9 protein-coding genes are annotated in these 12,355 nt (G+C 73.1%); 6 read left to right on the top strand and 3 right to left on the bottom strand.

Annotated elements, in window-relative coordinates; genetic code table 11:
• Window positions 1-58 precede the first annotated feature (58 nt).
• Window positions 59-1,939, bottom strand: coding sequence for a hypothetical protein (locus Pta02_RS12345; RefSeq protein ID WP_203874898.1), 1,881 nt, complete (start codon window positions 1,937-1,939; stop codon window positions 59-61).
• A 312-nt stretch (window positions 1,940-2,251) separates the two neighbouring features.
• On the opposite strand from Pta02_RS12345, the gene Pta02_RS12340 reads away from it, so the two are divergent.
• From Pta02_RS12340 to Pta02_RS12330, 3 genes are all read left to right on the top strand, one after another.
• A complete protein-coding gene (locus Pta02_RS12340) occupies window positions 2,252-3,805 on the top strand; it encodes an MFS transporter (RefSeq protein WP_203874897.1) in 1,554 nt (517 codons plus the stop codon).
• A gap of 69 nt (window positions 3,806-3,874) precedes the next feature.
• Entirely contained in the window at window positions 3,875-4,591 is a 717-nt protein-coding gene (locus Pta02_RS12335) for a DoxX family protein (protein WP_203874896.1), read from the top strand.
• Window positions 4,592-4,732: 141 nt separating this feature from the next.
• Window positions 4,733-5,893 (top strand): low temperature requirement protein A, encoded by a 1,161-nt coding sequence (locus Pta02_RS12330; protein WP_203874895.1) that lies wholly within the window; start codon window positions 4,733-4,735, stop codon window positions 5,891-5,893.
• A gap of 60 nt (window positions 5,894-5,953) precedes the next feature.
• Here the strand turns inward: Pta02_RS12330 and Pta02_RS12325 are convergent, their stop codons facing one another.
• Window positions 5,954-6,337 carry a VOC family protein gene (locus Pta02_RS12325; protein ID WP_203874894.1) on the bottom strand — a complete coding sequence of 128 codons (384 nt, stop codon included), beginning with the start codon at window positions 6,335-6,337 and terminating at the stop codon, window positions 5,954-5,956.
• 165 nt (window positions 6,338-6,502) lie between these two features.
• On the opposite strand from Pta02_RS12325, the gene Pta02_RS12320 reads away from it, so the two are divergent.
• The 3 genes from Pta02_RS12320 (at window position 6,503) to Pta02_RS12310 (ending at window position 11,304) form a co-directional block, all read left to right on the top strand.
• Complete coding sequence (locus tag Pta02_RS12320; protein WP_203874893.1) at window positions 6,503-7,237, top strand: hypothetical protein; 735 nt, start codon at window positions 6,503-6,505, stop codon at window positions 7,235-7,237.
• Window positions 7,238-7,426: 189 nt separating this feature from the next.
• Window positions 7,427-9,298, top strand: coding sequence for a protein kinase domain-containing protein (locus Pta02_RS12315; protein ID WP_203874892.1), 1,872 nt, complete (start codon window positions 7,427-7,429; stop codon window positions 9,296-9,298).
• Entirely contained in the window at window positions 9,298-11,304 is a 2,007-nt protein-coding gene (locus tag Pta02_RS12310; RefSeq protein ID WP_203874891.1) for a serine/threonine-protein kinase, read from the top strand. The genes Pta02_RS12315 and Pta02_RS12310 overlap by 1 nt, the downstream gene beginning before the upstream one ends.
• Window positions 11,305-11,833: 529 nt before the next feature.
• Here the strand turns inward: Pta02_RS12310 and Pta02_RS12305 are convergent.
• On the bottom strand, window positions 11,834-12,343 hold the full coding sequence (locus tag Pta02_RS12305; RefSeq protein ID WP_203874890.1) for a hypothetical protein: 510 nt from the start codon (window positions 12,341-12,343) through the stop codon (window positions 11,834-11,836).
• Between the last annotated feature and the right edge of the window lie 12 nt (window positions 12,344-12,355).

Here is a 12,355-nt window from a genome sequence, read left to right as displayed (position 1 = left end):
AGGACCCGGCGGACACCCCCTCGCGGACGGCCCGGGACCCGTGGCCGCGCGGACGGGGTCAGTGCGCGGGGCGGCCGTCCCCGGGGCGCACCCGGCCCTGGTGGCGCCCGGGATAGTCCCCGATCACGACGTGCTCGGGGGTGACCCTGAGCACGTCGGCCTCGGCGTCGCCGATGGCGATGCCGCGCACCTCGGCCCAGAAGCGGCGGTCCGCCGGGTCGGCGACGAACACCGCCACCCGCGGGTCGCGCTCGGCGGCCTCCCACGCGTCCTCGGCGGCGATCAGGCGGAGTTCGCCTCCCGGGCCGACCGATCCGACCGAGCCGACGGCCAGCGCCCTCGGCCCCGTCGGATCGGAGTAGGCCAGAACCACCCCCCGCGCGTAGGCGAGGGCCTCGCGCACCTCGCCGCTCAGCTCCACCGGGGCCCGCGCGTCACCGGGCAGGCGGCGCCCGGAACCCTCGTACATGGCCAGCGAGCCCCGCCAGGGCCCGGGCGCGCCCCGCCACCACGCCCGGGCCGACCTGATGACGTAGGCGGCCACCACCGTCACCAGGACCCCGATCGCCGCCTGCCACGACCAGCGGCCGAACCGATCGGGGAGTCCGAGGGGGCCTGCGGCCGCCGCCGCGACGAGCGCGACCGGCGCCACGACGAGCAGGACCGTCACCACGGTGAGCCAGCGGTCCGCGGGCGCCCGGCCGCGCGCCCTGCCGTACGCCCGGCCCAGCGCGGGCGGCACGGTCAGGGCCGCCAGGGCCCAGCGGGAGTCGTCCAGCAGCAGCGCGCCCGCCACGACCAGGACGAGCGCCGACCAGGCCCGGACCGCCACGAGCCAGAGCGTCACGTCGATGTCGCGGGCGGCCGTGCGGTCGTCCCCGGCCGCGGCGAACTCGGCCAGCGCCCGGATCGGCCGCCCCCGCCACGCCTCGGCGAGCGTGCGCAGGATCAGCACGGCCAGCCCGTTGAGCAGCACCAGGGCCGCCAGCCCGGCCCAGGGGCTGCGGGCGAGGGCGGGCAGCGCGGCGGGGTCGGGCAGCCCGGTGAGGGGGAAGTCCTGTACGGCGCGCGGCAGGGTGGCGACCGCCGCGACGTAGGCGGCGACCGCCATCAGCGTGATCGCGATGCCCATGCTGAGCCACGCGTCGCGGGCGAGCATCCCCGGGACGTAGGGCCAGAGCCTGACCCGGTGGGCCTGCCTGAGCGTGATCACCAGTGCGGCGACCGGCGCCAGGGCCCCGCCGATCACGGCCTCCTCGGTCAGCCCGTAGCCGAAGGCGGCCACCCCGACCGCCAGGAGCGCCACCGCGAGCAGGACGCGGACCTGCCGGGACCACGACTCCAGGGCGCGCCGCGCGCGGCCGGTCTCGCGCGGGTCGACCGGCCAGGCCGGGTCGTGATGCCCGCGCGAGCGCTCCCAGCGCAGGAACGTCAGGCCGAGGTTGACCCGGGCCGCGGGATGGTCCTCCACCCGGTGCAGCGCCCGGCCGTAGGCGGCGCGGGCGTGGCGGTGCTCCCCGCGCAGGAGGCGCAGGTCGCCGACGAGCACGTGCGGGTCGGGCTCCTGCGGGGCGTAGCGCACGGCCCGGCCCGCCTGGGACCACGCCTCCTTCCAGCGTCCGGGGACGCGGCGCAGGGCCGCACCCAGGCGCAGCCGCGCGGCCCAGGAGCCCGGCGCCAGCCGTACGGCCTCCTCGGCGGCGGCCACGGCCTCCGCGTCGCGGCCGAGCCGTTCGAAGGCCAGGCTGGCCAGGCGGTAGCCCCAGCCCGCCCCGTCCTGGGCGTGCGGATCGCTCTCGACCGCCAGGCGGGCCGCCTCCAGGGCGGCCTCGGGCTGGTCCCTGCCCAGCCGGGCGACCGCCACGGCGCACCATTCGCGCGCGCTGCCGGGATCCAGCGGAGCCGCGCCGGAACCGTCCTCACCGGGACCGTTCACCACGGTGACTCACGAACCTCGCATCTGCTCACCATGGTCGCTCACGAACCTCGCACCTGACTCGTCATGGGACCCACGAACCTCGTACCGATAGACCACGACGGCTCACCCTCGCGCCGACTCCCACGATCGCCATGGTCGGTGCACGATCACCGTTTGCCTAGGTCCACGCTATAGGGGTCTATCTCTCTAGAGAGGTCGAAGCCGCGTGAGGGTGCATATCGCCTGAATCGATCCTCCAATGAGCACGCGCGACCGCCGGAGTTGGCCTAAGCTGCCTCGCATGTTCACCCAGGCCGGCTCCCCCTGCGGCCTATGACCATTGTGGAGACAGCGGCCGGCGCCGAGCGCGCGGGGACCGGCCCCCACCCGCTCAGGACCGGCCGCTGGTCGGTTCTCGTCCTGCTCTGCCTCAGCCTGCTGCTGATCGCGGTGGACGCGACCGTGCTGCACATCGCGGTGCCCGCCCTGACCGCGGCGCTCGAGCCCGGCTCGGTGCAGCTGCTGTGGATCATCGACGTCTACTCCCTGGTGGTCGCGCCGCTGCTGCTGACGTTCGGCACGCTCGGCGACCGCTACGGGCGCAAGCGCCTGGTGCTGCTCGGCTATCTGGTGTTCGGCCTCGCCTCGGCCGCGGCGGCGCTGGCGCCGACCCCCACCGCCCTCATCGCCGCCCGCGCCCTCCTCGGCGTCGGCGGCGCCATGATCATGCCGGCCACGCTCTCCATCATCCGGCAGGTCTTCACCGACCGGCGGGAGCGGGCGATCGCCCTGGGGGTGTGGAGCGCCGTCGCGGCGGCCGGGGCCGCGCTCGGCCCGATGCTCGGCGGCCTGCTCGTCGAGCACTTCTGGTGGGGCGTCGTCTTCCTGATCAACGTGCCGATCCTGCTGGTGCTGCTGCCGGCCGCGGCGCGGATCCTGCCCGAGTCCCGCGAGCGCGCCGGCCATCCCTGGGACGGGCCCAGCGCGCTGCTGTCGGTGCTGGGCATCCTGGCCTTCGCCTTCGGCCTGAAGGAGGCCGGGTCGGGGCACCCTGCGGGGCTGGCGGCGTTCGCGTGCGGCGCCGGGCTGCTGGCCTGGTTCGTACGCAGGCAGCGGCGGTTGGCCTTCCCCCTGCTGGACCTGGGCCTGTTCCGCAGCCGGGCGTTCTCCACCGGGGTCGCCGCGGTGCTGCTGACCGTCTTCGCCCTGGTCGGGCTCCAGCTCATGCTCGCCCAGTATCTCCAGCTCGTGCTCGGCGACGGCCCGCTCGGCGCCGCCGTCCGCATGCTGCCGCTGATGGCCGCCTCGGTGGCGGGCGGCCTGGCGGGGGCGCACCTGCTGCGCCGGTTCGGGCTGCGTGCCACGATGGGCGGAGGGCTGGCGCTGACCGCGGCGTCCCTGGCCCCCACCCTGTGCTGGGGCACCGAGCCGCACCCGCTGGGGCTCACCCTCTGCTTCGTCGGCATCGGCTTCGGCATCCAGGTCGCGCTGCTGGCCGCCTCCGACACGATCATGTCCTCGGTTCCCGAGTCCCGGGCGGGCGGGGCCGCGGCGGTCGAGGAGACGGCCTACGAGCTCGGCGCCGGGCTGGGCGTCGCGGTGCTCGGCACGATCACCACCGCCGTCTACGCCCCCTCGCTGCCCCCGGTCGCGGGCGTCTCCGAGGAGCTGATGACCCAGGCCCGCCAGTCGCTCGCCGCCGCCGCCCCGGTGGCGCGGGAGATCGGCGGCCTGCCCGGGGCCACGCTGCTGGACAGCGCCCGCGTCGCGTTCGTCGCCGGGCTGCACTCCACGATCGTGGTCAGCGTGTTCCTGCTGGGTGCCACCGCCGCCGCCGTGGCACTTCTCGTGCCGCGCGGGTCCGCCGACCGCAACGATCCCGACTGACGAGTTTGCCCGGCTCCCGTCCGGTCATTTAAAGGGCGAGGACGGTGAATCGGACCAGAATGAGGAGCCGTGCGACAATCCCTCCGAGACATCGCCGCGCTGGCCGCCAGGCTGGGAGTCGGCGGGATCTTCTTCGTCAACGGCTGGCAGAAGCTGAGGGCCGGCCTGGACGCGACGGGTGACCAGTTCGCCGCACTGGGCGCCCCCCTGCCCGAGCTGTGGGCCGGCACCACGATGCTGATGGAGCTCATCGGCGGGACCCTGCTCATCGCCGGGCTCGCCGTACCGGCCTGCGGCCTGCTGCTGTTCGTCGAGGCCCTGGCGGTCTTCGTGATCGCCAGCGGGGACAAGGGGCTCCCGCTCACCGGGGGCGAGGTCAGCCTGATCGTCGCGCTCGGCGCCGCCTCGATCCTGCTGGCCGTCAACGGGGCCGGGCGGCTGTCGGTCGACCACATGGTGGTGATCAAACGCAGGGAGGCCGAGGCCGCCGAGGACTTCGCCGCCGACTCCGAGGCCGACGACGTCCTGGCCTCGCTGCGCGAGCCGGAGACGGCCGCTCCCGTTCCCGCCCCGCAGGAGCCCGCGCCGGCGCCGGAGCAGACGGCTCCCCCGCCTCCCCCTGCCGCGAGCACGCCTTCGGCGGAGGAGGAGAGCACCACGGACACCGCGGAGTTCCCCGCCCGCCCGCGGAGCCGCCGCCGGAGCGGCACGAGCGAGCAGCCCGCTCCTCCCAAGCGCGGCGACACCCTGGTCGCCCGGCAGAAGAACCCCCCGGCGGACGAGTGAACCGCCGGGCGGTGAGGACGGCTTCGCCGACGACGAGCCGGCCGCTGGTGATCACTCCGCTAGCGGCGTAACGCGACATAACTCCATAAATCGTGTTTTATTCGGTGCGGTGCCGCCCGCGTCGGCGTAACAATGTCCGGCATGCGCCTCCCCAGCTGGTTCGCCGAGCGGGCCGAACCCGTGCCCCCCGAGACCGAGCTGCGCGTCTCCACGCTCGAGCTCTTCTTCGACCTCGTCTTCGTCTTCACCGTCACCCAGCTCACCGGGCTGGTGGTCGACGGCATCCAGAACGGCGCCCCCTGGCATGGGTCGCTGCAGGTGCTGCTGGTGTTCGGGGTCATCTGGTGGATGTACGCCGGCTACGCCTGGCTGACCAACGCCATCCCCCCGGTGCGGCCCGCCCGGCGGGTGCTGATCCTGCTGGGCATGGCCGGGTTCCTGATCGTGGCGCTGGCGATCCCCACGGCCTTCGACGGCGGAGGCGTCGCCTTCACCGTCGGCTACCTGCTGCTGATCCTCGTCCACGCGGGCCTGTACCTCCAGGCGACCGCCGCCATCTCCCGGGTCATCCCGTTCAACCTCGGCGGGGTCGCGCTGATCGGCGCGGCGAGCCTGTTCGACCCGCCCTACGACTATCTGCTCTGGGGCCTGGCGGTGCTCCTGCTCTGGAGCAGCCCGTACTTCATCGGGCAGAAGGGCTTCGCGCTGAAGGCCGCGCACATCGTGGAGCGGCACGGGCTGCTGGTGATCGTGATGCTCGGCGAGTCGATCGTGGCGATCGGCATCGGGGCCAAGGACCTGCCGATCGGCTTCGCCCTGGGCCTGGCCGCGGTGCTCGGCCTCGCGCTGGCCGCGTGCCTGTGGTGGGTGTACTTCGGCGGCGACGACGAGACGCGTGCCGAGCACAGCCTGAACGCCAACGAGCCGGTACGGCGCACGCGGCTGATCCTCGGCGCGTACTTCTACGCGCACATCCCGATCCTGCTGGGCGTCGTCGCGGTGGCCGCGGGGATCAAGAAGGCCATCGGCCACCCGGTGGACCCGCTGAAGCTCGCCGCCTCCGTGACCCTGGCCGCAGGCGTCACCCTGTTCCTGGCGGGAAACGCCTGGTTCCGCCGGGTGCTCGGGATCCCGGGCAACCGCCTGCGGGTCGTGGGGGCGCTGGTCGCGCCGCTGACGGTCGCCCTCGGGCTGTGGTCCGCCCTGGCGCAGCTGGTCGCCCTGGTGGCCCTGGTGACGGCGGTGATCGTCGCCGAACGGCGCCAGGCCGTCGAGCATCCCGTCGCCGCCTCGTCCGCCTGACCGCCTCGCCCCGCCCGACCGCCTCGCCCGTCCGGCCGCCGGCCGGTCACGGAGCCGGGATCAGCCGCCGCTGCCGTACGGGCGGGTGATGATCTCCAGGTTGTGCCGGTCGGGGTCCTCGAAGTACAGGCCCCGGCCGCCGTCGTTGCGGTTGATCCGCCCGGGCTGCCGGTGGCCGGGGTCGGCGTAGTAGGTGACCCCCGCCTGCCGGATCCGCTCGAAGATGGTGTCGAACTCCTCCTCGGAGATCAGGAAGGCGTAGTGCTGCGGGGTGATCGGACCGTCGTGGTCCATGAAGTCCAGGGTGACCCCGTTGCCCGTCTCGACCGGGAGGAACGGCCCGTACGGCGCGCCGACCGCCAGGCCGAGGATGGAGGCCAGGAAGTCGGCGGAGGCCTTCTTGTCGCTGGCCGCGACGATGGTGTGGTTGAGCTCGACCGGCATGGCGGGCCTCCCCGTGGTCACTTCGCCGGCGCCGCGCCCGCAGCGCCGGGGCACCGCCCTCCCACCCTACGCGGCGCCCCCGTCCCGCGGCCCCAGTCTTCCCGATCTTCCTTTTCGCCGGGGAAACCCGCGAACCTCCGCGGCCCCGCGAACCTCCAATGAGATATGAAGCCGTCGCACGCCGGTCCCCGCGGGGGCGCCGGCATCGCACTGACGCTGATGACGATCTCGCTCCTGGCCGCCTGCTCCCCCGCGGCGTCGTCCGCGGCGCCGTCCCGGGACACGGCGGCACCGCCCGCCGCCTCACCGGTCCCTACCGCCGCGGCGCCGTCCGCGTCACCTTCCGCGGTGCCTTCCGGGGCGCCGGACGCCGTGACGGCCCGCGCCTCCGGACCGGCGGGACTGTGCGACCCCCGGCGCCGGCCCGCCGCCGGGCAGGCCGTGCCGTCCGGCGACTCCGAACCGGAGCCCCCGCCCCGGAGCGGGAACGTGATCGACGGGCTGCACGTCGGGTACGTGCCGGAGGGGTTCTCCTGGAGCGAGAGCCCGGCCCCGCAGTCGTACGGCGAGGTGTGGGAGTACGGCCGCTCCTGGTCCGACGACAGGGACGACGCCGACGAGCGGCACCGGTTCCTGTGGATCCGGGTGGTCTGCTGGGACGCCCTGCGCGACCTGGACCGTCTCAGGAACCTTCCGGTCCCCTTGGGCAGGTTCTCCGGAGACGTCACGGTCGAGTCCCTCGCCGGACGGCGGGTCCTCGCCATGGAGGGCGACGGAGCCCTGGGCCCCGGCCGCCTGGTCGGCTGGATCGAACGCCCCGGCGTGGCCGTGACCGTCCTGGCCGGCGAGCCCCTGCTCCCCCACCTCCCCGAGATCGTCGAAGGCATCGAACCGTCTTGATCATCGGCATCCTGGGACCGATCCGGGAGGACGGCACGGGGACGGCCGGGCCGGTCGGCCTGGTCATCTTGGCCGAAGGAGTGCCCTTTGTCAGCCTTGATCCCCATAATTGGTGATCCGCAATGACCGTCTCAGGGGGGAATCATCATGCCGGATGTCGGGCCGATCGGCCCGGGGGATCCCGGACGCGTGGATGAGTACGAGATCACCGGCCGGCTCGGGGAAGCGGTCTATCTGGGACGTTCGCCCGGCGGGGGCCGGGTCGTCGTCAGACTGCTCCCGGCCGACCTCGACCGGGAGCGCTTCCTCGCCGCGGCCGGGCCGTTGCGGGAGATCTCGGCGTTCTGCACCGCCGAGGTCCTGGGCACCGGGGTGGCGGACGGCCGGCCGTACATCGTGAGCGAGTACATCGACGGCCCCGACCTCCAGGAGGCCGTCGCCTCCGGGGGCACCCTGCGGGGTGCGGCGCTGCACCGGCTCGCGGTCGGCATGATGACGGCGCTGGTGGCCGTCCACCAGGCCGGGATGATCCACGGTGACATCCGCCCCGACAACGTCGTGCTGGGCCCCGACGGGCCACGGGTGATCAACTTCGGGGTGGCCAGGGCCCTGTCCGCGACCGAGGCCGCCGACACCCGCAGGGTCGGCGTCCCGGCCTTCACCGCCCCCGAGGTGCTCCGCGGCGCGGACCCCGCGTCCGCGGCCGACCTGTTCGGCTGGGCCGCGACGCTGGTGTTCGCCGCGACGGGACGCTCCCCCTTCGACGGCGGCTCGATGGCCGGGACCGTCAACCGCATCCTCAACGACGAGCCGGACCTGGGCGCGGTGGAGGACGACCTGCGCGGCACCGTCGCGATGTGCCTGGCCAAGGACCCGGGCGGCCGCCCGGCGGCGAGCGACGTCCTGCTCAGGCTGGTCGGCGAGCTGCTCACCACCGACCTCGGCCCCGCCCCGGCCGCCACCCGCCCCGTACGGCGCCGCCGGCCGCTGCTGCTGGGCGCCGGTGCCATGGCCATCGCCCTGCTGTCCGGCGGCACGGTATACCTGCTCACGTCCCCGTCTGCGGCCTCGACCCCCGTCGCCGCAGGCACGCCGTCCCCGGCGGGAGAACTCCTCCCCTCCGCAAAGCCCGGTGCCACGGGGCCGGAGGTCGTGCTGTCCCCGCTGGAGGAGGTGGAGAAGGCGTCCAGGAACATCCCCCTGCCCGACATCGGCATCGTCCTGCACGAACACCCGGAGGACCCGGTCAGGCTCAGCGGTTACGCCACCGTGGAGGCCCCCTTCGACACCTTCGCCCGGGAGAAGGGCAAGGACGTCTACCGCCGGGTGGACAACGTGATGTCCCCGGCCCTGTCGCCCGACGAGGAACTGGTGGCCCTCAGCCCCAACCTGAAGTTCACCCAGTCGGACACGGACTACCTCAAGATCACCGAGGTCGCGACCGGTGAGGCCTTCACGGTGCCGACCGTGAAGAAGCCGTTCGAGACCGCCTTCCCGGTGTGGTCGGCGGACGGCTCCAAGGTCCTGCTCTCGGTCGTCCAGAAGGACAAGCAGGTGAGCGGCGGCTTCGTGCTCGTGGACGTGGCCGCCAGGAAGTCCACCCTCGTGGTGACCGAGGTCGTGGGCTCCTCCACCGACCCCTTCACCTTCGCCCCCGACGGATCGGTCGCCCGGCGCTACTTCGACGGCAAGACCTCCGGCGCCGACTTCTACAACCTCCAGGGGCAGATCGTCCGGACCATGCACTGGGTCGGCGCTCCCCGGAGCGTGAACTGGTTCTCCCCCTCCGGCAAGCTCTTCACCACCGTCTGCCCCAAGGACCAGGGCATCTGCGTGTGGGACACCGCGACCGGCAACCGCCGCCACACCATCCCCGGCACCGATGTGAACGAGCTCCTGGGCTGGTTCAACGAGAACCACCTGCTGGTGGTGAAGAACGTCGGGAAGAACCGCCAGGCCCAGGTGATCGACTTCGCCGGGGGGACGCAGCGGGTGCTCGCCGACATCATGGGCAGGAAGGTGAACTCGATCCTGAGCTTCACCCGCCGGTCGGCTCCCTGATGCCGGTCGATCCCCTGCGCGCCGCCGATCCCGCGTGGATCGGCGGTCATCGGATCACCGGCCGGCTGGGCGCGGGCGGGCAGGGCGTGGTCTACCTGGCCGAGTCGCCCTCGGGTGAGCGGGTCGCGGTCAAGCTGCTGCGCGCGGGGAGTGACGACTCCGCCCTCACCGAGTTCCACCGGGAGATCGAGCTCGCCCTGCGGGTGAAGGCGTTCTGCACGGCGCAGGTGCTGGAGCACGGCGAGTTCGGCGGCGCGCCGTACATCGTCAGCGAGTACGTCGACGGCCCCAGCCTCGCGCAGGTGATCGACGAGCGCGGGGTCCTGCGGGGTACGGAGCTGCGCAGGCTGGCGATCGGCATGCTCACCGCCCTGTCGGCGATCCACCAGGCGGGCGTGGTCCATCGGGATCTCAAACCCGCCAACGTGCTGCTGGCCAGGGACGGGCCCCGCGTCATCGACTTCGGGATCGCCCGGGCGGAGGACTCCGAGGCCACCGCCGAGCACATCGTCGGCACCCCGCCCTACATGGCGCCCGAGCAGTTCAGCGGGGCGCCGACCGGGCCGGCCTCCGACATGTTCGCCTGGGCGGCCACGGTGACCTGCGCGGCGACCGGTTCGCCCCCGTTCGGGACGGGGCCGGTTCCGGCGACCATCCACCGGATCCTGTCCGGCGAGCCGAAGGTGGGCGAACTGGAGGGGGAACTGCGGGAGCTGGTCCTGCAGTGCCTGGCCAAGGATCCGGCCGTGCGGCCGACCGCCACGGCGGCGCTGCTGCGGCTGCTCGGCCACGCCGTCGCGCCGCCGCGCCTGCTGGCCGAGGGCCGCGCCCGGGCCGGGGGGCGCGATCCCGGCGTGGAGGAGGACCCGTCCCTGCGGGAGGGTGACACGATCCCCTCCTCCGCCCGCGGCATGGGCGAGGTCATGCGCGGCCGCCGCGGGATCGTCACGGGACTGGCCGCGGTGGTGCTCGCACTCGCCTCCGGGGCCGGGATCCACATGGCGGTGGGCGATCGGCCGGACGGCGGCGCGTCCGGGGGCGGTACGGCGGAGCGCGGGACGGCGGCTCCCCCCGCCCAGCGCCGGACCGGCGGGACCATGGCCGCGGAGTCGACCACGTCGGTGCGGATCCCGGGAACGGAGATCACACTGCGGGAGAACCCCGCGGACTCCTGGCGGGTCACCTCCTACGAGGACAACCGGGAGGTCACGAGCTCGGGCCCGCCGTTCGTCAGGGCCCGCGACGGGGACGCCTTCGAGAAGTTCGAGGGCAGGAACGACCTCGTCGTTTCCCCGGGCGGCTCGTTCTTCGTGGTCAGCCCGCATTTCAAGACCGACTTCTTCGACTTCGACCAGATCCGGATCGTCGACCGGGCCACCGGCGGGCAGTCCGTCGTGCGGACCGTGCGGCGACCGGCGCAGAGCCGCTATCCGCGCTGGTCGCCCGATGGTTCCCGGGTGCTGCTGACCACCTTCGAGACGGTCGGGCCGCACCAGCTGATCGGGCGGAGCACGGGCTTCACGATCGTGGACGCGGCCACGCGCAGCGCGCGGTTCGTCGCCGTCGCCGACGACAACGACCAGCCGTATATATACGCCTGGGGTCCCGACGGGACGACCGTGGTCCAGCAGGCTCCCGGCGGTGCGGTCCGGGTCAGGAACCTCGACGGCTCGCTCGTGCGCACGCTGCGCTCGGTCGGCCAGGCGACGTGGGACGACGTCGCGGTCACCCCGCTGGGCACGGTCGTCACTACGGTTTGTCCCGATAAATCGGGAAACATCTGTCTATGGGATTACGTCACCGGCGCAAAGAAGGCCACCGTGCCCCTGCCCGAGGGGACGGACTTCGCCGGCTGGCTGGGCGAACGCAACCTGCTGGGGATCAGATCACGGGGGAAGGACAGGGAAGTGGTCATGCTGGACCTTCAGGGCCGCGCCGTACGCGTCCTGGCCGAGGGCCCCGCCACCGCGATGGATCAGATCGACCTCACCTACACCGCACGGTGACCTTCGGGGCGGCATCGTCCCAGGTCCCCGCCCAACAGGTGGCCAAAGGCTCGTCACTACACGTATAAATACGGATTCCCAGAGTCACTGAACCTATTGAACCGGACGTGCCACGCCTATAGGTTTGCCCGCATGCACCTCCCGGGAGGCGGCCCTGCAAGCGGCCGCCAACCGGATGTCAAGCGCCCCGGCGCACAGTGACAGTGAGGAAAGGAGGGCAGACCATGCGACGCATCAAGCTCACCCGGACACAGACCCGGCGCCGTCCCGTCCGGACGGCCGATCTGGACCTACGGTCGCCGTCGGGCCGCAGGCTGCCCTACTGACACGATCCTTACGGCCGTCTTATACGGTTATGTGCATATTTCATATAACGGAATCATCACGCCGGGGGGCTCAATGAGGAGACTTGTGGTCGTTCCACCGCATGTGGCGCGGATCAAGATCAGGGACATCCGCTCCGCGACACGCCGCCGGAGTCCGGGGGATCCCAAGGTCGTCGATCTGCGCGCCTACACGGGCCGCAACGTCATCCGTTTCCCCCGGGCGAACGGTCCGACCCCCGCCGCCTGATCCCCCGCAGGCTCCGGCCCAGCAGCGCCACGGGGATCAGTACGGCCAGCGACAGCGTGACGGCCTGGCCGGCCGCGTCCACCGGCGGGAAGTGCCCGAGGTGCCCCAGGTGGAAGGCCAGGTGCGGCACCGCGAAGACCAGGAATCCCACCAGGAGAGTGCGGACGAGCAGCCGGTCCAGCGTGACGGCCGCCACCGCGAGCATCACCCCGAACCCCAGGTTGAGGCCGCCGAAGTCGAGCAGCAGGTGCTCGTTGTACGGCGGGTCCACCCACCGGCGGCCGGGCAGCGGGAACCCCTCGTAGAAACCGGCCGGGGAGACCAGCGCCCACGCCCCGATCACGAGTTGCGTCAGCGCCAGATAGACCAGGCCCGCACGGAACCATCGCGAGACCCCGGGCGGCGGACCCCACCCCGTCGCCCGGCCCCGCTCCCCGGAACCTCCGGCCGCCGCATCCCGCCTCACCCGATCTCCCTT

The organism is Paraplanobispora takensis, assembly GCF_016863195.1.
Taxonomy (GTDB): domain Bacteria; phylum Actinomycetota; class Actinomycetes; order Streptosporangiales; family Streptosporangiaceae; genus Planobispora; species Planobispora takensis.
The sequence above is the reverse complement of the archived record's forward strand: the minus strand, read 5'-3'. Positions and strand labels throughout refer to the sequence as shown.